Consider the following 20,505-nt stretch of genomic DNA (forward strand, 5'->3'; position numbering starts at 1 on the left):
CAGATCTCCGACCGGCAGACCACCATCGCCTCGGCGGTGGAGGAGCAGACGGCCACCACCAACGAGATGAGCCGCTCGGTGCAGGAGGCCGCCCACGGCTCCGGGCAGATCGCCGACAACATCTCCGGGGTGTCCACCGCCGCGGACTCCACCACCCAGGCGCTCACCCAGACGCGCACGGCCGTGGACGAGCTGGCCCGCATGGCCGCCGACCTGCGCACCAGCGTCGCCCGCTTCACCTACTGAGAGAGGACCTCCCTGCCCCCACTGCCCGCACGCTCCCAGCAGGCCCCCTGCAGGGAGGCCGTACAGGACCGGGCCGGCCGACGGTCGGCTCCGGGCAGGGGACTGCCGATGACGGACACCGACGACCGACGCCGCCCGGGGTTCGCCTCAACACGGACCCGGGCGGCGTCGAAGACCCAGCGGGGTGCCCCGCCCCGGACAGCGAGAGAGAAGGCAGCGGTGGACGGTCTGGACGACATCGTCGAGGAGTTCCTCGTCGAGAGCCACGAGAACCTCGACCAGCTCGACACGGACCTGGTGGCCCTGGAGCAGGAGCCGGACTCGCGGGACCGGCTCTCGAGCATCTTCCGCACGATCCACACGATCAAGGGCACCAGCGGCTTCCTGGCCTTCAACCGGCTGGAGGAGGTCACCCACGTCGGGGAGAACATGCTCTCCCGGCTGCGCGACGGCGTGCTGTCCCTGACCCCCGAGCGCACCAGCGTGCTGCTGCGCATGGTGGACACGGTCCGCTCGCTGCTCACCTCCATCGAGACCACCGGCGGCGAGGGCTCGGTCGACGTCTCCGCCGTCGTGGCCGCCATCAGCGCCGCGATGGAGGACACCCCGGCGCCCGCCGCCGTACCGGAGCCCGTCGTCGAGCCCGTCGTCCAGGCAGTCGTCGAGCCCGTCGTGGAGGCCGTCGAGCCCGTCGCGGACGACGCCCACGAGGACACCCACGACGACGGCCACCACCGTGCCCGCGACGACGGCCACCACGATGCCCACGACGACGCCCACGACGACGCCCACGACGAGGACGCGCACGACGACGCGCACGAGGACGCCCACGGTGAGGCGCCGGCCGCGGCCGGGGCGCCCGTCGCCGGCGCCGGTGCCGCCCGGCCCGAGGCCCAGGGCGGTGGGCAGCGCCGCGCCGTCGCCGACTCCACCATCCGCGTCGACGTCGACCTGCTCGACTCCCTGATGCTGCTGGTCGGCGAGCTGGTGCTGACCCGCAACCAGATCGTCCAGTACGTCGGCCGCTCCACCGACACCGACCTGGTGCGCGCCTCGCAGCGGCTCAACCTCATCGCCAGCGAGCTGCAGGAGGGCGTCATGAAGACGCGCATGCAGCCGATCGACCACATCTGGTCCAAGCTGCCGCGCGTCGTCCGCGACCTCGGCATCCAGTGCGGCAAGACCGTGCGCCTGGAGATGGAGGGCAAGGACACCGAGCTCGACAAGACGCTGCTCGAGGCGGTCAAGGACCCGCTGACCCACCTGGTCCGCAACGGCGTCGACCACGGCATCGAGTCCCCCGACCGCCGCCGCGCCGCCGGCAAGCCCGCCGAGGGCGTGCTCACGCTGCGCGCCAAGCACGAGAGCGGCCAGGTCGTGGTGGAGGTCGCCGACGACGGCGCCGGGATCGACCCGGGCAGGCTGGGCGTCAAGGCCGTCGAGCGCGGACTGGTCACCGCCGAGCAGCTGAGCCGGATGGGCCCGCAGGACGTCCTGCAGATGATCTTCCTGCCCGGCTTCTCGACCGCCGCCGCGGTCACCAACGTCTCCGGCCGCGGCGTCGGCATGGACGTCGTCAAGACCAACATCGAGTCCATCGGCGGCACCATCGAGGTCGAGTCCGAGCCCGGCCGGGGCACCGTCTGTCGGCTGCGGATCCCGCTGACCCTCGCGATCGTCCCGGCGCTCACCGTCGAGTGCGCCGGCGACCGCTACGCCATCCCGCAGATCAGCCTGCAGGAGCTGGTCAGCCTGGACGCCGAGAAGGCCGCCAACGCCGTCGAGGAGGTCGGCGGTGCGCCGGTCTACCGGCTGCGCGGCGAGCTGCTGCCGCTGGTCCGGCTCACCGACGTCCTCGGGCTGACCTCCGACCGGCACGACGGCCACGTCGTCATCGCGGTGCTGCGCTCCGAGGGCCGGCGCTTCGGCCTGGTCGTCGACCGCGTCATCAACACCGAGGAGATCGTGGTCAAGGCGGTGGGCGGCCAGCTCAAGGCGATCGGCCTGTACTCCGGCGCGACCGTCCTCGGCGACGGCACCGTGGCCCTCATCCTCGACGTGCAGGCCCTCGCCCGCCGTGCGCTGCGGACCGAGACCGCCGAGCGGCAGGAGTCCCGCGAGGCCGCGGCCGCCCGCAGCGTCGCCGCCGAGGGCGAGCGCCAGCGGATGCTGCTGGCCGCCATCGGCGAGGGCCGGCGCGTGGCCATCCCGCTGGACACCGTCACCCGCCTCGAGCAGGTGCGCGCCGGGTCCGTCGAGCGGGTCGGCAACCGGGAGGTCGTGCAGTACCGCGGTGCGATCCTGCCGATCGTCCGGCTCGACCGGCACCTGGGCGCCTACGGCACCAGCGACCGCGAGGTGCTCGAGGTGATCGTCTACAGCGACCACGGCCGCAGCGTGGCGATCGTCGTGGAGGAGATCCTCGACATCGTCGACGGCGGCGCCGCCGTCCGCAGCGACATCGACGACCTGGGCCTGCTCGGCTCCGCCGTCCTGGGCGACAAGGTGACCGAGCTGCTCGACGTCCGCGCGGCGATCCTCGCCGCCGACCCGGCGTTCTACGCCGCCGACCACACCCCCGCGTCCTCGCTGCTGGAGGTCTGACGTGACGACCCCGACCGACACCCCCACCCGGGCCACCAGCGGCCAGCTGGCCACCTTCCGGCTCGACGGCGACCTCTACGGCGTCGAGGTCGAGCACGTGCAGGAGGTGCTGCGCAGCCAGGGGCTCACCCGGGTGCCGCTGGCGCCCCCGGCCGTCGCCGGCCTGATCAACCTGCGCGGCCAGGTGGTCACCGCCATCGAGCTGCGCGAGCGGCTGGGCCGCCCGCCCCGGCCGGCCGGCACCGACGCCGTCGTCATCGTCGTGCGCCTGCACGGGGAGGCGGTGAGCCTGCTGGTCGACTCGATCGCCGACGTCGTGGACGTCGACGCCGACGACTTCGAGACCCCGCCGGACACCCTGGACGGGCAGGCCCGCGAGCTCATCCGCGGCGCCTACAAGCTCGACGGGCAGCTGCTGCTGGCCCTCGACGTCCAGAAGGCCGTCGGAGCTTGACGGAGAGTCACCGACAGATCACCTGAACGGTCCCGCCACGCGGCCGTCACCCCGCGCCCCTCCGGCGTTCGGGTGACGGCCGCGTGGCGTTGCGCCGTGATCACCCCCAGCATGGACGGACCGCCACTTCCCGGGCGGTGCCGTCGGAGGGGGAGACGTGCCGTACTCGCTGGTCAGTGCCGCGACGCTGGGGTTCGACCTGGTCCGCCTGCCCGCCGGCCGCGCCGTCGCCGACGTGCTGCTCACCGGCCTCGTCGCCGGGCCCGCCGAGGTCGGCGCGCTCGCCCGGGTCGCGCGCACGCACGGCGCCGACCGCGAGCAGCGCACGCTGCTCGCCGTCCGCGCGCGGCGCGCCCGGGAGCTGGCCGCCGCCGTCCCGCAGCTGCGGTCGGTGTCGCCCGGGCAGGGCGAGGACCGCACCGCCGTGCTGGTCGCCCAGCTCGAGCGGGGCACCATCGGCAGCACCGCCGCCCTCGAGCGGCTGCTGCGCGAGGACGTGCTCGGCCCCGAGCACCCCGCGCTGTCGCGGGTCGCCGGGGACGTGCGCGACCAGGCCGCCGACGTGCTGGCCGACGCCGCGGTGGGCGCCTGGGCCGCCGACGTGCTGCCGCCGCTGGTCCGCCGCGAGCTGGTGCTGCCCTTCGCCGGCGTGGTCCGCGACGCGACCACCCGCGGGGCCGACGCCGACCTCGGGCCGGCCACGCCCGAGCTGCGCTCCCTGCTCGCCGTCGTCGGCGCCTTCGACGCGCGCGGCCGCGAGCGCTGGCGCGCCGCCGTCGAGGACGGCCGCGCCGGGCAGCGCCCCTGGGCCGCCGCGATGCACGAGGCCTCCTGGGCCGCCCACGTCTCCGGCCGCACCCGCACCCTGGCCACCGCCCAGCTGCTGGCCGTCCGTGCGTTCGTCGACGGCGGCTTCTCCGCGCACGACGGCGCGGCCGGCTCGTGGAACGCCCTGGCCGGCGTCGTCCAGGCGATGACCATGGCCGACCTGCTCGACGGCAGCGCCGCGGGCGTCCTGCGCGCCCCCTGGACCCGCCTCACCGCTCCCCCGCGCTGAGCCGGCACCCGCGCCCCCGCGCGCGGGTCGGGCGGGTCGACATGTGCCCGCCGGTGCCGCAGTCGCCCGACGTTCCGTAACGGTTCTCCCGCCGGGGTCAAGGCCGCCCGCCTCCCGGCCGACAACCTCCCTGTCAGGCAGCGCCGCGCCCGGACCCACCCGGAGCGCGGACGACCGGATTGCGCTCGACAGGACGTCACCCGGTGCCGAGACCCGAGGTGCGACCCGCCCCGGGGTGCAGCGCGCGGCAGCAGCAGGAGGACGTGTGGACCCGATCCGGGTGTTGGTGGTCGACGACTCCGTCGTCGTCCGCAAGATCGTGACCGACGTGCTGTCCGCCGACCCGGGCATCCAGGTCGTCGGGACGGCGGTGAACGGCAAGCTGGCCCTCGGCAAGCTCGAGGCGCTCAAGCCCGACCTGGTCACCATGGACATCGAGATGCCGGAGATGAACGGCATCGAGGCGGTCCGCGCCATCCGCGCCGGCCGCAACCGCGTCCCGATCGTCATGTTCAGCACGCTCACCGAGCGCGGGGCGTCGGCGACCCTCGACGCGCTGTCGGCCGGCGCCAACGACTACGTCACCAAGCCGGCCAACGTCGGCAGCGTCGCGCAGTCGATGGAGAGCGTGCGCGAGCAGCTCATCCCCAAGATCAAGGCTCTCACCGGCCGCCCGGTCGCGGGCCTGCCGCGCCCGGTCGCCGTCCCCGTCGCCGCCCGGCCGCCGGCGCCCCGCAGCGCGCCGCACAAGGCGCCCGCCGTGCTGGTCATCGGCTCCTCGACCGGCGGTCCCGAGGCGCTGGCGAAGGTGCTCCCGACGCTGCCGGCCGGCCTGCCCGTGCCGGTGCTGCTCACCCAGCACATGCCGCCGGTGTTCACCCGCCAGTTCGCCCAGCGCCTGGACCGGCTGTGCGCCCTGCGGGTGGTCGAGGCCGCCGACGGCACGCCGCTGCTCCCCGGCACCGTGCACCTCGCGCCCGGCGACTTCCACCTCACCGTCCGCGGCACCGGCCGCGGCGCCACCACGGTGCTGTCGCAGGGCCCGCCGGAGAACTTCTGCCGGCCGGCCGTGGACCCGCTGTTCCGCTCGGCCGTCGCCGCCTACGACGGCGCCGTGCTCGCCGTGGTGCTCACCGGGATGGGCGCAGACGGCCGCGCCGGGGCCTCCGCGGTCCGCGACGCCGGCGGCACCGTCGTCGTCCAGGACCAGGCCACCTCCGTCGTGTGGGGCATGCCCGGCGCCGTCGCCTCGGCCGGCCTCGCCGACGAGGTGCTGCCCCTCGACCGCGTCGCCGAGGCGATCACCCGCCACCTGGCCCGCGCCGCCCCCGGCACCCCGCCGCAGCCCGCCCCCCTGACCCTCGCGACGGGAGCCCGACGATGACGCTCACCGCCACCCGATTCGACTGGGTGCGCCAGTTGGTGCACCGGGAGAGCGCGATCGTGCTCGCCCCCGGCAAGGAGTACCTCGTCGAGGCCCGGCTGCTGCCCGTGGCCCGCAAGATGGGCCTCACCGACGTCGACCAGCTCGTCGACCAGGTGCGCACCCGGCCCCGGCCGGACGACACCCGGCAGATCGTCGAGGCGCTGACCACCAACGAGACGTCGTGGTTCCGCGACGGCGACCCGTTCACCGCGCTGACCTCGACCGTGCTGCCGGCGCTGCAGTCGGCCCGCGGCCCGGCCGAGCGGCTGCAGATCTGGTCGGCGGCCTGCTCCAGCGGCCAGGAGCCCTACACGATCGCGATGCTGCTCGAGGACGCGATGCCCAACGCCGCGAACCGCGTCTCGATCACCGCCACCGACCTCTCCCGCGAGATGGTCGAGCGGACCCGGGCCGGCCGGTTCACCCAGCTCGAGGTCAACCGGGGGCTGCCGGCCCCGATGCTGGTCCGCCACTTCCAGCGGGCCGGCAGCGAGTGGGAGGTCTCGCCCACGCTGCGCCGGATGATCAGCGCCCGCGAGTGCAACCTCGCCGCCCCGCTGCCGCGGATGGGCCCCTTCGACGTCGTGTACCTGCGCAACGTCCTCATCTACTTCGACCTGCCCACCAAGCAGGCGATCCTCCGACGGGTGCGCGAGCTCATGCGCCCCGACGGCTGGCTGTTCCTCGGTGCTGCCGAGACCACTCTCGGCGTCGACGACTCCTGGAGCCGGGTCGTCGTCGGCCGCACCTCCGTCTACCGCCCGCTGAAGGGGGCATGACCGTGCGTGCACTGGTGATCGACGACTCACGCGCCATGAGGCGCATCGTGAGCGGGACCCTGGAGGGGTTCGGCTACGAGACCCGCCAGGCCGGCCACGGCCAGGAGGCGCTCGACGTCCTCCACGGTGGCTGGGTCCCCGAGCTGTGCACCATCGACTGGAACATGCCGGTGATGGACGGCCTGCAGTTCGTCAACGCCGTCCGGGCGAACCCGGCCTGGCGCCCGGTGACGCTGATGATGGTCACCTCCGAGAGCGAGCACGGCCAGATCGTGCGCGCGCTGGCCGCCGGCGCCCACGAGTACGTGATCAAGCCGTTCACCGCCGACGCCATCCGCGACAAGCTCGCGCTGCTCGGCCTGCTCCCGCAGGAGGTCTCGCTGTGACCGACGTCAGCGACGCCGGGCTGCGCCGGCGGGTCACCGACCTGCCGCCGGCCGTCGCCGAGCTGATCGACGAGGCCACGGTCCAGGAGATCGCCGAGCAGGCCTGGCTGGCCCTCGTCGGCGAGGACGAGGTGCTCGTCCCGCTGCCGGCCCCGCTGCCGGCCGAGACGCTGAGCTCCTGGGTCGAGATCGTCGGCCCCTGGACCGGCTGGGTCGCGCTCACCTGCGGCCGCGACACCGCCCTCGACCTCACCCGGGCGCTCCTCGGCGAGCACGCGCCCGAGGAGGTCGAGCAGGAGGACGTCCACGACGCCCTCGGCGAGCTCGCCAACGTCGTCGGCGGCAACGTCAAGGCCGTCCTCCCCGGCCCGTCGGTCCTCGGCCTGCCCGAGGTCGGCACCACCCCGCCGTCCGGCCGCGAGGCCGACTCCGTCCGCGTCGCCCTCCTGTGGCGCGGCTCCCCCCTCACCGTCCGCGTGCAGTCCGTGCTCGCCGAGCGAGAGAACGAGGTGTCCCTGTGAAGATCCTGGTCGCCGACGACAGCCGCGTGATGCGGCAGATCGTCATCCGCACCCTGCGGCAGGCCGGCTACGACGACCACGACATCGTCGAGGCCGAGGACGGCCGCGACGCCTACGAGAAGGTGCGCTCCGAGGGCCCCGACCTGGTCCTGTCCGACTGGAACATGCCGAACATGACCGGCCTGGAGTGCCTGCAGGCGCTGCGCGGCTCGGGCTCGACCGTCCCGTTCGGGTTCGTCACCTCGGAGGGCTCGGCCGAGATGCGGGAGAAGGCCGCCGACGCCGGCGCGCTGTTCCTCATCGCCAAGCCGTTCACCGCCGACACCTTCACCGAGCACCTCGAGGGGGTGCTGGCATGAGGAGCGAGCTCGCGAGCTCCGCAGTGGACACCGTCGCGCCGGCGGTCACGCCGGCGACGAGCGCCAGCGAGGAGGCGAAGTGACCGCCCCGCTCACCGTCGTGCTGCCCGACGCCAAGGCCGTCAAGGACATGCTGTCGGGCCTGGTGGGCAAGCCGGTCGCCGTCACGCCGGGCAGCCCGGTGACGCCGACCCCGCAGGCCCCGGTCTCGGTCGCCGTCTACGTCAGCCCCACGATGGCGGTCAACGCGCTGTGCGTCATGGACCTGCCGCTGGCGGCCTGGACGGGCGGCGCCCTGGCCCTGCTGCCCCCCGGCGGCGTCCAGGACGCCGTCGAGGAGGACGGCGAGCTGACGGCGATGCTGACCGAGGCGCTGCACGAGGTCGTCAACGTCCTGTCGGCGCTGTTCAACGTGCCCGGCGCCCCGCACTCGAAGCTGCACGCCTCCTACGCGCCCGGCGACGACCTGCCCGGCGACGTCGCGGGCATGCTGGCCGCGTTCAACCGCCTCGACCTCACCGTCGAGGTCCCCGGCTACGGCAAGGGACGCCTCTCGCTCGTCGTGCCGTGACGTCCGCCCCGGGGCGGCGCCGGGACCCCGGTCCCCGCCGCCCCGGGCGCACCACCCAGCAGCCGCCCCGCGCCACCGGCCGGGGCGGCTGTCCTGCGTCCGGGGCCCGCCGGTCAGGCGGGCGCGGTCACGTGCTCGTCGATCGCCGAGGGCAGGCAGGCCCAGACGTGCTTGCACCCGTCGTCGACGTACCAGCCGTGCGCGACCGACAGCCGGGCCACCAGGTACAGCCCGAGGCCACCCTGGGACGGGTCCCGGTCGACGGCCGGCGCCGGCATGGTGTCGGGGTCGCGGTCGCTGACGTCGAGCAGCCAGCCGCCGGTCCCGGCGACCACGGTGGCCACGACCGGGCACAGCCCGTGCCGCAGGGCGTTGGACGCCAGCTCGTCGAAGGCGAGCACGAGGCGGTCGGTCGCCGGGTCCTCGTCCCGGGGGAAGCCGATCGAGCCGAGGTGCTCGCGGAGGCCGGCGCGCGCAGCGGGCAGCTCGGCGATCCCGCCGAGGTCCCAGCGCCACAGCTCGCCGCGACCGTCGGGGAGCGGCCGCAGCGGCCACGTCAGTCGAGACATGTCCTCTCTCCGTCGCCGTCCCGTTGCTCGGACGGTCCCGGGGTGCCCAGTCGGCCCGGCGCCCAACCGTGCGCCGTCCCCGGGGTGCGGACGGCGCCGACCGGACTCCCCGCCGGTGGGCCGCGGGCGTGCTGGTCCGCCGGGCCCCGCCGGCCGTGCGGCAGCATGGGGCCCCATGACCCCGGACGGCGCCGCCCAGCCGCCGCACGAGCTGCTCGTGCAGGCCGTCGAGGGCATGGAGCGGCCCCTGTTCGTGCTCGACGACGACGGGCGGTTCCGCTACATCAACCCCGCCGGCGCGGCCGTGCTGGAGCGGACCGCCCCGGACCTCGCCGGCCGGGTCGTGTGGGAGGAGTTCCCGGAGGCCGTCGGGGGACCGTTCGACCAGCTGTACCGCCGCGTCCGCGACACCGGGACGTCCGGGTCGACCGAGGCCTGGTTCGCCCCGCTGGGGAGGTGGTTCCGCGCCGACGCCTTCCTCACCTCCGCAGGCCTGGTCGTCACCTACGACGACGTCACGCTCCGGCGCCGGGTCGAGGAGGAGCGCGCGGCCGCCGTCGCGGCCCGGGAGGAGGCCGCCGCGCACGCCGCCGAGGCCGCGGCCCGGGCGGAGTCGGCGGCCCGGCACCTGGTGCTGCTCGGCGACATCAGCCAGGCGATGACCGCCACCACCGACGTCGACGAGGCCGTCGCCCGCCTGGCCGGGCTGGTCGTCCCCCTGCTGGCCGACTGGTGCCTGGTCAGCGTGGTCGACCCCGACGGCACCCGGCGCGACGTCGGCCGGGCGCACCGCGACCCGGCCCTGGTCGAGGCGATGCACCACTACGCCGACCTGCGGGTGCGCACCAACCGGCCGAACGCGCCGGTGCCGACGGCGCTGGCCAGCGGCCGCCCGGTGGTCATCCCGCACCTCACCGACGCCGACGTGCTCGCCATGACCGCCGACGAGAGGAGCCGGGCCGCCCTGGCGCCGCTGCGGCCCTCCGCGGTGGCGACCTTCCCGCTGCTCGCCCGCGGTGAGCTCTTCGGCGCCTTCACGCTCGTCAACGGCCCCGGCCGCGGCCCGCACACCGACGACGAGCTGCGCACCGCCGAGATCGCCTCCCGCCGGGCGGCGCTGGCGCTGGACAACGCCCGCCTGGCCGGCGCCGCCGCACAGGTGGCCGAGCGGATGCAGCACAGCCTGCTCTCGCCGCCGGTGCAGCCCGACCACCTCGAGCTCGCCGTCCGCTACCGGCCGGCCACCCGCGGGGTCTCCATCGGCGGCGACTGGTACGACGCGTTCCTGCAGCCCGACGGCGACACCGTGCTGGTCATCGGCGACGTGATGGGTCACGACATCGAGGCCGCCGCGGCGATGGGCCAGGTGAAGACGCTGGTGCGGGGCATCGCCTTCGACCGGCTCGAGGAGCCCGCCGGGGTGCTGCGCCGGGTCGACCACGCCCTCGTCGGCCTCGCCGTGCCTGCGATGGCCACCGCGCTGGTCTGCCGGGTCGAGCAGGACGGGGCCGACCGGGCCGCCGGCCTGCGCCGGCTGCGCTGGTCCTCGGCCGGCCACCCCGACCCGGTGCTGGTGCTGCCCGACGGGACGGTGCGCGACCTCTCCGCGCCGGTGGGGCCCCCGCTGGGCACCGGTTGGCGCGGACCGCGCGCCGACGGGCAGGTCGCCGTCCCGGAGGGCGCCACGCTGCTGCTCTTCACCGACGGGCTCTTCGAGCGGCGCGGCGTCCCCCTCGACGAGGGACGGGCGCAGGTGCGCGGGCTGCTGACCGGGGCCGCGGACCGGCCGCTGCAGCAGCTGTGCGACGACCTGCTCGAGCAGATGCTCGGCGGGGGCGTCGAGGACGACGTCGCGGTGCTCGCCGTCCGGGCGCACCCGGTCCGCGGCGAGCGGCCGGGCGAGGCCGGTCCCGAGCTCCTGCCGCCGACTCCCTAGGTGCGGGCGGCGGCCGCGCGCACCGCCTCGGCGATCGCCGCGACGCCCTGGTCGGCCCACAGCACCGAGTAGTGGTTGGTGTCGGGCACCTCGCGCGCGGTGATCCCCGACCGCTCCAGGCCGAGGCCGGCCAGGCGGACCTCGTCGTAGAGCCCCGGGACCTGGTCGAGCAGGCCGCGGCGGGCCCACAGCAGCGTCGTGGGCACCGGCAGGTCCGTGGTGGCCTCGAGCACCCGCTCGTTGAGCAGCACGTCGCCGCCGTCGACCCGGACCGCCTCGAGCACGCACGCGCTGCGCAGCGGCGGCCCCCCGGGCGCGAGGTCGCGGGCCAGGTAGGCGGCCACGGAGGGGACGTCGACCCACGGCCCCACCGCGGGGTGCCGCGCCCAGAACGCCCGGACCGCGGCCAGGTCGGGGAACGTCGTCGACAGCCGGTCCAGCGACGGGCCGAGGACGGCGGAGAGCATCGCATCGACGTCGGCGCCGGGCGGTTGGGGGTACGCCAGGCCGCCGTCGACGAGGACCAGCCCGTGGACGGCGTCGCGCGCCGGCCCGGCCGCGGCCATGGCGGCCACGAAGGCGCCCATGGAGTGGCCCACCAGCACGCTGGCGTCGGCGCCGGTGTCGGCGTCGGCACCGAAGCGGTCGAGCAGGGCGGCGACGTCGGCGGCGTGCCGCTCGAGGCCGTAGGGACCGGGCAGGCCCGCCGAGCCGGCGCGCCCGCGCAGGTCGGGGGCGACCACCTCGAACTCGCCGGCCAGCGCGGCCGCGACGCGGGCCCAGGCCATCGCGTTCGCGGTGATGCCGTGGACGAGCACGGCGATGGGGGAGCCGGGGGCGTCGGCCGCCCAGTGCAGGGCCGACAGCTCGCCGCCGTCGACCGGGACGCTGATCTGGACGGGGTCGCGCACCTCGGTCACGGACCCACCCTGCCCGCTGACGCGCCCGGCCGCTCGATCGCGGGTCCTCAGTCCGGGTGGCGGAGCAGGTAGCGGCCGAAGTGGGGGACGGTGAAGGCGATCTGGCCCCGCTCGGCGGAGTAGACGAGCCCCTTCTTGATCAGCGAGTCCCGGGCGGGCGACAGCGACGCCGGCTTGCGCCCCAGGGTGGCCGCGACCTCCGCCGTCGCCACGGGCGCACCGGCCGGGCCGCCCAGCTCGGCCATCGCGTGCATGTACTCGCGCTCGGCGGGGGTGGCCCGGTCGTAGCGGGAGCCGAAGAAGCCGACGGCCAGCTCGGCCTCGGCCACCGGGGCGGCCATCGCGACGTCGGCGGCGGTGATGGGGGAGGCGGCCGCGACGTCCCAGGTGACCTTGCCGTAGGCCTGCACGAAGTAGGGGTAGCCGTCGGCGGCGGCGTAGAGGGCGTCCAGCGCGGCGGGCTCGAACGCGACGTCCTCCCGCTCGGCCGGCGCCAGCAGCGCCCGGTCGGCGGCGGGGCGGTCCAGCCGGTCGATGCGCAGGTAGCGGAACAGCCGCTCGGAGTAGCTCTTGGACGCCGACAGCACCGCCGGCAGGTGCGGCAGGCCCGCGCCGACGACGATCAGCGGCGCGCCCTGCTGGGACAGCTCGTGGCAGGCCGCGCAGATCGCCGAGACGTCGGCCGCCTGCACGTCCTGCATCTCGTCGACGAACAGCGCGATGCCCCTCCCGACGTCGGCGGCCAGCCCCGCGGCGTCGCTGAGCAGCTCGACCAGGTCGATCTCCATGTCGCCGGAGTCGGCCCGCCCGGTGCTCGCGGCGACGTCGATGCCCGGTTGCCAGCGGTCGCGGACCTTCGCATCGGCCGACGTGAGCCGCTGCGCGAACGCCTTGAGCGTGCCGAGGACGGCGTCCATCGACTCCTGGTCGGGGTGGCGCAGCTCGCGCAGGGCCATGTGCAGCGCCGAGGCCACCGGCCGGCGCAGCGACTGGTCCGGCCGCGCCTCGATCTTCCCGGTGCCCCAGCCGCGGCCGATCGCCGCCGAGCGCAGCTGGTTGAGCAGCACCGTCTTGCCGACGCCGCGCAGCCCCGTGAGCACCAGCGAGCGCTCGGGGCGGCCGCGGGCGATCCGCTCGAGGACGACGTCGAAGGCCGACAGCTCGTCGTCGCGGCCGGCCAGCTCGGGCGGGCGCTGGCCGGCGCCCGGGGCGTAGGGGTTCCGCACGGGGTCCACGTCGAGCACCGTATGGCCACGTCTAGCCCGGGCGATAGAGATCGGTAGAGGTGGCTAGCGCGTGTCGCGCAGCGAGCCGAGGTGTGCGGCGAGCACCTCCCGGGCCCGGTCGGCGGGCAGGGCGGCGGGACGGGTCGCGGCGTGCAGGGCCAGCCCGTCGAGGACGGCGTACAGCCGCTCGGCCTCCAGGGCGGGGTCGAGGCCGGGGCGCAGGGCGCCGGGCTCGCGCAGCACCAGGGCGCACAGCGCCAGCAGGTCCTCCGCGGACCCGTCCCGCAGCGCGGCGAGCCGGGGGTCGACCAGGGCGCGGGCGGTCAGCGCCAGCCACACCTCGGTCTCGGCCCGGCGCTCGTCGTCGAGCGGGAGCACCTCCTCCAGCGCCCGCAGCCCCCGGGTGGTGTCCGGGCCCGCGGCGGACACCACCGCGAGCACCCGTGCCCGGGCCCGCTCCTGCACCAGGGTCATCGCGAACACCAGCAGGTCGTCCTGGGTGGCGAACCAGTGCCGCAGCGAGCCCATCGACGTGCCGGCCTCCCGGGCGACGGCGCGCACCGACGCGCCGGGGACGCCGTCGCGCCGGACCACCCGCCACACCGCCTCGGCGATCTCGCGGCGGCGCGCCTCCGCGTCCACGGTCCTGGGCACGGCCGTTTCTAGCACGGGTGTGCTAGCTTCGCCTCAGCAGCACAGCTGTGCTGCCAAGACCCGGGAGGACCCGTGGACCTCGCGCTCCTGCTGCCCCTGGCCGGACTGGCCCTGGTCGACAGCACCAGCATCGGCACGCTGGGGCTGCCGCTGTGGCTCATGCTCGCCCCGGGCCGCGTCCGGGCCGGCCGGGTGGTGCTGTTCCTCGGCACCGTGGCGGGCGCCTACCTGCTGCTGGGGACCGTGCTCGCGCTCGGCGCCGCCGGACTGCTCGACCCGCTGCGCAGCGCCCTCGCGAGCACCCCCGGCCGGGTGGCGCTCCTCGTCGTCGGCGTCGTCCTCGTGGTCCTGGGGCTGACCGTCGAGCCGTGGACGAGGGCGGGCAAGGAGCGCCGCCGTGCCGCGCGGGCCGCCCGGGGTCCCGGCCGGCTGGCCCGGTGGCGTGAGCGCGCCGGCGGGGACGGGCCGCCCGGGGCGGTGGTGGCGCTCGCGGCGACCGCCGTGGGCGTGGAGGCGGCGACGATGGTCCCGTACCTGGCCGCCATCGCCCTGCTCGCCACGGCCGGCACCGGGACGGGGGCCACCGCCGCCGTCCTGGCCGGCTACTGCCTGCTGATGGTCCTGCCCGCCCTCGTGCTGCTGGTCCTCCGCACGACCCTGCACGACCGGCTGACGCCGCTCCTGGCCCGGTTCGAGGCGCTCCTGTCCCGCAACGCCGGGGAGGCCACGGCGTGGGTGCTGTTCCTGCTCGGCCTCTACCTGGTCGCCGAGGCGCTGCCGCCGGTCGTCGCGGCCCTGCCGCCGGGCTGACGCGCGGGGGCGTGGTGCCGGCGGCCCGAGGAGGCCAGGGTGGCGGGCGTGGCGGACACGACCGAGGAGGAGCTGCTCGCCCTGGAGCGGGCCGGCTGGGACGCGCTGTGCCGGGCGACCGGCGCGGACTTCTACGGCGGGGTCATGACCGGCGACGGGCTGATGGTGCTGGCCGACGGCTCGGTGCTGGACCGCGCCGCCGTCGTGGCCGCCCTCGGCTCGTCCCCGCCGTGGCACCGCTACGAGCTCGCCGACGTCCGCGTCGTGGGCGCCGGGGACGGCGCCGCGGCCCTGGTCTACACCGGCCGGGCCTGGCGGGACGAGGACGGCGAGCCGTTCACCGGGGCGATGACCAGCCTCTACGTCCGCGACGGCGCCCGCTGGCGGCTGGCCCTCTACACCCAGACACCGGTCCCGTGAGGACCCTCTGCGGCCGTCTCGCGCCGACGCGAGAGAGCCCTGGACGGGCGCAGACACAGGGAGCTCCCAGGGACCGGCACTAGCGTGGCCTCGTGATCAGGTTCGCGCTCAAGGTCGTCGTCATGGCCGTGGCGTTCTACTTCCTCGCCCAGTACCTGCCGGGGATCGACGTCATCGGCAACGAGGACGCGGCCCTCGGCGTCACCGGCACCTTCCTCTGGGTCGCGCTGCTGTTCGCGGTGATCAACGCGGTGGTGGGGCCGATCCTGCGGTTCCTCTCCTTCCCCGCGGTCCTGCTGACCCTCGGGCTGTTCCTCCTGGTGGTCAACGCCGCGCTGCTCGGCCTGACGGCGGCGCTGTCCGACCGGCTCGACGTCGACGGCTTCGGCACCGCGGTGGTCGGGGGGCTGGTGCTCGCGGTGGTCGGCTGGCTCGCCGACACCGTGCTCGAGCGCGGCTAGACGAAGGACCTCCCTGCCCCCCGCCTGCTCGCGGCGGGCCCCTGCAGGGAGGCCATCCGCCACACGGGCGCGGGCGCGCAGTCCCTCGCGGCGCGCCGGGCGGACCGCTCGCGGTGACGGGCACCACGAACCGCACTAGCGTGGACTGTCGTGGTCAGCACGTCCGAGGCCGGTCCGGTACCCGCACCCCAGGAGAACGGCGCCTCCGACCTGCCGCCGGAGCTGGCCGCCCTCGAGGCGGCCAACGAGGAGAAGCGCGCCCTGCTCGCCGAGGCGGCCCGGGCCGCGGCCGGTGACCCGGCCGGTGACCTGCCCGCGGGCTGCGGGGCGGGCGACCTGCCCGCGCTGCTGCAGCGCTACTACTGGAGCGAGCCGGCCGCCGAGGTCCTGGGCCACGAGCCCGCCGACCTCGCGAGCCTGGCGCTGCGCCACCTGCGGGTGGCCGGCGTCCGGCCGCAGGGGTCGGCCACCGTCGCCGTCGAGCGGGTGGCCGACGGCCGCGGGCTGCTGCTGGTGGTCACCGACGACATGCCCTTCCTCGTCGACTCGGTCACCGCGGAGGTGGTCCGCCAGGGCGTGGGCCTGCAGCACGTCGTGCACCCCGTGGTCGTCGTCCGCCGCGACGTCACCGGCGCGCTGCGCGCGTTCTGCGACAGCGGGCTCACCGAGGTGGGGACGTGCGGGCCCGACGCGCTGCCCGAGTCGTGGATCGCCGCGGTCCTCGACGGCCCGCTGGACGACGAGGCCGCCACCGACCTGGTCGCCGGGCTGCGGACCGTGCTCGCCGACGTCCGCGCCGTCGACGAGGACGCCCCGCGCACCGCCGCCCGCGCGCTGGAGCTGGCCGCCCGGCTCGAGGAGCGGGGCAGCGCCCCCGGACCGGCCCCCGTCGCCGACCCGGCCGACGACCCCGCCGAGGCCGCCGCGCTGCTGCGCTGGCTCGCCGACGGCAACTTCGTCTTCCTCGGCGCCCGCGACGTCGAGGTGGGGACGGCGGTCCGCGCGGTCCCCGGCAGCGGCCTGGGCGTGCTGCGCAGCGACGCCTCGCCGGCGCTGCCCGAGGCCTCCGGCGCGCTCGGCCCGGCGCTGCTCACGGTCACCAAGGCCGACACCCGCTCCACGGTGCACCGCCGCGCCTGGCTGGACCTGGTCGCGGTCACCCTGCCCGCCGTCGGCGACCGCCCGGCCCGTCAGCACCGCCTCGTCGGGCTGTTCCCCACCGCGGCGGCCGCGGCCGGGGTCCGGGACGTGCCCCTGGTCCGCCGCCGCGTCGCCGAGGTCGTCGCCCGCTCCGGCGTGCCGGCCGACAGCCACACCGGCAAGACGCTGGTCGACGTCCTGGAGACCCTCCCGCGCGACGAGCTGTTCCAGGCCTCCTCGGGCGAGCTGCTGCCGGTCGCGCTGTCGGTGCTCTACCTGCAGGAGCGCCGGCTCACCCGGCTGTTCCTGCGCCGCGACCCGTGGGGCCGGTTCTGGTCGGCGCTGGTCTACCTGCCCCGCGACCGGTACACGACCGAGGTCCGGCTGGCGATGCAGCAGCTGCTGCTGTCCCGGCTGGGCGGGCGCGACATCGAGTTCACCGCGCGCTCCACCGAGTCGGTGCTGGCCCGGCTGCACTTCGTCGTCCGGGTGCCGGTGGGCCGCGACGGCGTCCCCACCCCAGGTGGGGTCGACGTCGAGGCGCTGCAGCAGGAGCTCTCCGCCGTCGCCCGCAGCTGGACCGACGACCTCTCCGACGCCCTCGCCGAGCGGTACGGCAGCGAGGCCGAGCAGGTGCTCGCGCGCGTCGCCGACGCCTTCCCGTCCGCCTACCAGGAGGACTTCCCGGCGGCGACGGCCGTCGAGGACCTCGCCCGCCTCGACGCGCTGCCGCCCGGCGAGCTGGGCCTGCGGCTGCACCGCCCCCGCGGCGCCGGTGCCGACGAGCCGCGGCTGACCGTCTACCGGGTGGGGGAGCGGCTGCTGCTCTCCGACGTGCTGCCGGTGCTGCAGCACATGGGCGTCGACGTCGTCGACGAGCGGCCCTACGAGATCGACCGGATCGGCGCCCCGCCGGCGTGGATCTACGACTTCGGGCTCACCGCGCCCGGCGGGGAGCTGCCCTTCCCCGGCTCGCTGCCCGAGCGGTTCACCGAGGCGGTCGCCGCGGTCTGGCGCGGCGAGGCCGAGGACGACGGCCTGGGCGCGCTCGTGCTGCTCGCCGGGCTCAACTGGCGGCAGGTGACCGTGGTGCGCGCCTACGTGCAGTGGCTGCGCCAGGCCGGGCTGCCCTTCGGCCAGCGCTACGTCGAGGGCGTGCTGGCCGCCCACCCCGACGTCGTCGCCCGCCTGGTGGCGCTGTTCGAGACCCGGTTCTCGCCGGGCCGCGAGGCCGGCCGTGCCACCCGCCAGCAGGCACTGGCCGACTCGCTGCGGGAGGCCATCGGGCGGGTGGACTCCCTCGACGCCGACCGGGTGCTCACCAGCCTGCTGGCCGCGGTCACCGCCACCCAGCGCACCACCTACTTCGCCCCCGCGACCACCCGGCCCGCGCCCCTCGCGATCAAGCTCGACCCGCACGCCGTCCCCGACCTGCCCGAGCCGCGCCCGGCCCGCGAGGTGTTCGTCAGCTCGCCGCGGGTGATGGGCGTGCACCTGCGCTTCGGCGCCGTCGCCCGCGGCGGGCTGCGCTGGTCCGACCGGCGGGAGGACCTGCGCACCGAGGTGCTGGGCCTGGTCAAGGCGCAGATGGTGAAGAACACCGTCATCGTGCCGACCGGGGCCAAGGGCGGCTTCGTCGTCCGCCGGCCGCTCCCCGAGGGCGCCTCCCGCGAGGAGGTGCTCGCCGAGGGGCAGGCCTGCTACAAGGTCTTCATCGGCGCGCTCCTGGCGCTCACCGACGACCTGGTCGGCGGCAAGGTGGTGCCGCCGGAGCGGGTGGTGCGCCACGACGGCGACGACGCCTACCTCGTCGTCGCCGCCGACAAGGGCACCGCGACCTTCTCCGACCTGGCCAACTCCGTCGCGCTCGAGCGCGGGTTCTGGCTGGGCGACGCCTTCGCCTCCGGCGGGTCGGTCGGCTACGACCACAAGGCCATGGGGATCACCGCCCGCGGCGCGTGGGAGTCGGTGACCCGGCACTTCCGCGAGCTCGACGTCGACGTGCAGAGCCAGGAGTTCACCATCGTCGGCGTCGGCGACATGTCCGGCGACGTGTTCGGCAACGGGATGCTGCTGTCCGAGCACATCCGGCTGGTGGCCGCCTTCGACCACCGGCACGTCTTCGTCGACCCCACCCCCGACGCCGCGACGTCGTTCGCCGAGCGCCGCCGGCTGTTCGACCTGCCGCGCTCGTCGTGGGCCGACTACGACCCCGCGCTGATCAGCCCCGGCGGCGGCGTCTGGCCGCGGACGGCGAAGGCCGTCCCGGTCAGCGAGCCGATGCGGGCCGCGCTCGGACTGGCCGGGGACGTCGACGCCCTCTCGCCGGTCGAGCTGATCCGGGCGGTGCTGCTCGCGCCGGTGGACCTGCTGTTCAACGGCGGCATCGGCACCTACGTCAAGGCCGCCACCGAGAGCCACCTCGACGTGGGGGACAAGGCCAACGACGCCGTCCGGGTCGACGGCGGGCAGCTGCGCGTGCGCGTGGTGGGGGAGGGCGGCAACCTCGGGCTGACCCAGCGCGGCCGCGTGGAGTACGCGCTGTCCGGCGGCCGGGTCAACACCGACGCGATCGACAACTCCGCCGGCGTGGACACCTCCGACCACGAGGTGAACATCAAGATCGCGCTGAACGGCGTGGTGGAGGCCGGCGAGCTCGACGCCGAGGGCCGCGCCGCACTGCTGGCCGACATGACCGACGAGGTCGCCGTCGCCGTCCTCACCGACAACCACGCGCAGAACGCGGTGCTGGCCGCCGAGGCGACCAACTCCCGCAGCCTGCTCGACGCCCACGAGCGGTTCATCCGCCACCTGGAGCGCTCGGGCCGGCTGGCGCGCGCCGTCGAGGCGCTGCCCGACGACCGCGCGCTGGCCCAGCGGCGGCGGGACGGGCAGGCGCTGACCAGCCCGGAGCTGTCGGTGCTGCTGGCCTACGCCAAGCTCGAGGTGAGCGACGCCGTCCTGCACTCCGACCTACCGGACGACCCGGCGCTGGCCGGCCTGCTGACCGACTACTTCCCGGAGGCGCTGCGCGAGCGGTTCCCCGAGGCGGTCGCGGCGCACCCCCTGCGGCGGGAGATCGTGGCCACCGCGCTGACCAACCGGGCGGTCAACACCGCCGGGGTCACCGGGCTGTTCCGGCTGGCCGAGGAGACCGGCGTCGACCTCGTCGGCGTGGTGCGGGCGCACGCGGCGGCGCGCGCGGTGTTCGGCGTCGACCGGCTGTGGGACACGGTCCGGCCGCTGGACAACCGGGTGCCCGCACCGGTGCAGGTGGAGCTGCGCACCGAGGCGACGCGGTTGGCCGAGCGGGCCACCCGCTGGCTGCTGCGGCTGCCGGAGCTGGTCAGCGGCGCGGCGGTGCCCGTCGGCGGCGTGACGGACCGGTTCGCCGCGCCCGTGGCGGCGGTGCGGGCGGGCCTGCCCGGGTGGCTGCTGGGCGACGAGGCGGCGGCCTACGCCGAGCGGTCGGCGCACCTGCAGCGGGCGGGCGTGCCGGCGGCCCTGGCGGGGGAGGTGGCCGCGGCGCCGCTGCTGCCGGCCGCGCTGGACCTGGCCGTCGTCGCGGAGCGGACCGGTGCGCCGATCGAGCTGGCCGGGCAGGTGGCGCAGGAGCTGGCCGAGCGGCTGGCGCTGGTGCCCCTGCGCGAGCTGGTCATCGCGCTGCCCCGCGACCGGCGCTGGCCGTCGATGGCGCGCGCCTCGCTGCGCGACGACCTGGCCGCCGAGCAGGCCGAGCTCACCGCGGAGGTGCTCACCGGCCGCGGGCGGCAGACCGACGCCGCCGCGCTGGTGGCGACCTGGGCGGAGTCGTGGGACGCCGGCCAGCGCCGGGCCGCCGCGCAGCTGGCCGACCTCGCGGCGGGGGACCGGCACGAGCTGCCCGAACTGCTGGTCGCCGTCCGGACGCTGCGCGGCCTGCGCCGCCGCTGACGAGGGCCGCCCCTGCCGCCGTCCTCCCCGGGG

18 protein-coding genes and 1 pseudogene are annotated in these 20,505 nt (G+C 76.0%); 15 read left to right on the top strand and 4 right to left on the bottom strand.

Translation table 11 applies throughout. From position 1 onward, the window contains the following. From BMZ33_RS20905 to BMZ33_RS20950, 10 genes and pseudogenes are all read left to right on the top strand, one after another. Positions 1 to 246: pseudogene (locus BMZ33_RS20905) on the top strand (methyl-accepting chemotaxis protein); the annotation flags it as partial. A 219-nt stretch (positions 247 to 465) separates the two neighbouring features. Continuing rightward, positions 466 to 2,850, top strand: coding sequence for a chemotaxis protein CheA (locus tag BMZ33_RS20910; RefSeq protein WP_091116071.1), 2,385 nt, complete (start codon positions 466 to 468; stop codon positions 2,848 to 2,850). A gap of 1 nt (position 2,851) precedes the next feature. Further along, complete coding sequence (locus BMZ33_RS20915; RefSeq protein WP_169064663.1) at positions 2,852 to 3,304, top strand: chemotaxis protein CheW; 453 nt, start codon at positions 2,852 to 2,854, stop codon at positions 3,302 to 3,304. Positions 3,305 to 3,461: 157 nt separating this feature from the next. Beyond that, positions 3,462 to 4,361: a hypothetical protein gene (locus BMZ33_RS20920; protein ID WP_091116075.1), complete on the top strand. Its 900-nt coding sequence runs from the start codon at positions 3,462 to 3,464 to the stop codon at positions 4,359 to 4,361. Positions 4,362 to 4,626: 265 nt separating this feature from the next. After that, complete coding sequence (locus BMZ33_RS20925; RefSeq protein ID WP_091116079.1) at positions 4,627 to 5,745, top strand: protein-glutamate methylesterase/protein-glutamine glutaminase; 1,119 nt, start codon at positions 4,627 to 4,629, stop codon at positions 5,743 to 5,745. Next, on the top strand, positions 5,742 to 6,566 hold the full coding sequence (locus tag BMZ33_RS20930) for a CheR family methyltransferase (RefSeq protein ID WP_091116083.1): 825 nt from the start codon (positions 5,742 to 5,744) through the stop codon (positions 6,564 to 6,566). Before BMZ33_RS20925 ends, BMZ33_RS20930 begins: the two co-directional genes overlap by 4 nt. Next, the gene (locus BMZ33_RS20935; protein ID WP_280139248.1) at positions 6,563 to 6,952 is read left to right on the top strand and encodes a response regulator; all 390 of its coding nucleotides are present in this window, start codon (positions 6,563 to 6,565) and stop codon (positions 6,950 to 6,952) included. Before BMZ33_RS20930 ends, BMZ33_RS20935 begins: the two co-directional genes overlap by 4 nt. Next, positions 6,949 to 7,473, top strand: a complete 525-nt coding sequence (locus BMZ33_RS20940; protein ID WP_169064665.1) for a chemotaxis protein CheX — start codon at positions 6,949 to 6,951, stop codon at positions 7,471 to 7,473. Before BMZ33_RS20935 ends, BMZ33_RS20940 begins: the two co-directional genes overlap by 4 nt. After that, positions 7,470 to 7,832: a response regulator gene (locus BMZ33_RS20945; RefSeq protein ID WP_091116089.1), complete on the top strand. Its 363-nt coding sequence runs from the start codon at positions 7,470 to 7,472 to the stop codon at positions 7,830 to 7,832. Before BMZ33_RS20940 ends, BMZ33_RS20945 begins: the two co-directional genes overlap by 4 nt. A gap of 79 nt (positions 7,833 to 7,911) precedes the next feature. After that, positions 7,912 to 8,403, top strand: coding sequence for a hypothetical protein (locus BMZ33_RS20950; protein ID WP_091116091.1), 492 nt, complete (start codon positions 7,912 to 7,914; stop codon positions 8,401 to 8,403). Positions 8,404 to 8,516: 113 nt separating this feature from the next. On the opposite strand, the gene BMZ33_RS20955 is transcribed toward BMZ33_RS20950, so the two are convergent. After that, positions 8,517 to 8,972, bottom strand: coding sequence for an ATP-binding protein (locus BMZ33_RS20955; protein ID WP_091116094.1), 456 nt, complete (start codon positions 8,970 to 8,972; stop codon positions 8,517 to 8,519). A 175-nt stretch (positions 8,973 to 9,147) separates the two neighbouring features. Here BMZ33_RS20955 and BMZ33_RS20960 point away from each other — a divergent pair, with 175 nt between their 5' ends. Next, entirely contained in the window at positions 9,148 to 10,908 is a 1,761-nt protein-coding gene (locus BMZ33_RS20960; RefSeq protein WP_169064666.1) for a SpoIIE family protein phosphatase, read from the top strand. Here BMZ33_RS20960 and BMZ33_RS20965 read toward each other — a convergent pair. The 3 genes from BMZ33_RS20965 to BMZ33_RS20975 are packed head-to-tail and all read right to left on the bottom strand — an operon-like array spanning position 10,905 to position 13,708. Then, positions 10,905 to 11,828: an alpha/beta fold hydrolase gene (locus tag BMZ33_RS20965; RefSeq protein ID WP_091116101.1), complete on the bottom strand. Its 924-nt coding sequence runs from the start codon at positions 11,826 to 11,828 to the stop codon at positions 10,905 to 10,907. The genes BMZ33_RS20960 and BMZ33_RS20965 overlap by 4 nt on opposite strands. A gap of 47 nt (positions 11,829 to 11,875) precedes the next feature. Next, positions 11,876 to 13,063, bottom strand: a complete 1,188-nt coding sequence (locus BMZ33_RS20970; protein WP_091116574.1) for an ATP-binding protein — start codon at positions 13,061 to 13,063, stop codon at positions 11,876 to 11,878. 54 nt (positions 13,064 to 13,117) lie between these two features. Beyond that, positions 13,118 to 13,708, bottom strand: coding sequence for a TetR/AcrR family transcriptional regulator (locus BMZ33_RS20975; protein WP_091116105.1), 591 nt, complete (start codon positions 13,706 to 13,708; stop codon positions 13,118 to 13,120). A 72-nt stretch (positions 13,709 to 13,780) separates the two neighbouring features. On the opposite strand from BMZ33_RS20975, the gene BMZ33_RS20980 reads away from it, so the two are divergent. From BMZ33_RS20980 to BMZ33_RS20995, 4 genes are all read left to right on the top strand, one after another. Further along, positions 13,781 to 14,518, top strand: a complete 738-nt coding sequence (locus BMZ33_RS20980) for a GAP family protein (protein ID WP_091116108.1) — start codon at positions 13,781 to 13,783, stop codon at positions 14,516 to 14,518. Positions 14,519 to 14,566: 48 nt separating this feature from the next. Further along, a complete protein-coding gene (locus tag BMZ33_RS20985) occupies positions 14,567 to 14,938 on the top strand; it encodes a nuclear transport factor 2 family protein (RefSeq protein ID WP_091116577.1) in 372 nt (123 codons plus the stop codon). A gap of 92 nt (positions 14,939 to 15,030) precedes the next feature. After that, positions 15,031 to 15,399, top strand: a complete 369-nt coding sequence (locus BMZ33_RS20990; RefSeq protein WP_091116111.1) for a phage holin family protein — start codon at positions 15,031 to 15,033, stop codon at positions 15,397 to 15,399. A gap of 150 nt (positions 15,400 to 15,549) precedes the next feature. After that, entirely contained in the window at positions 15,550 to 20,472 is a 4,923-nt protein-coding gene (locus tag BMZ33_RS20995) for an NAD-glutamate dehydrogenase (protein WP_169064667.1), read from the top strand. Positions 20,473 to 20,505: the final 33 nt, after the last annotated feature.

This window comes from Geodermatophilus dictyosporus (assembly GCF_900115505.1).
Taxonomy (GTDB): Bacteria; Actinomycetota; Actinomycetes; order Mycobacteriales; family Geodermatophilaceae; genus Geodermatophilus; species Geodermatophilus dictyosporus.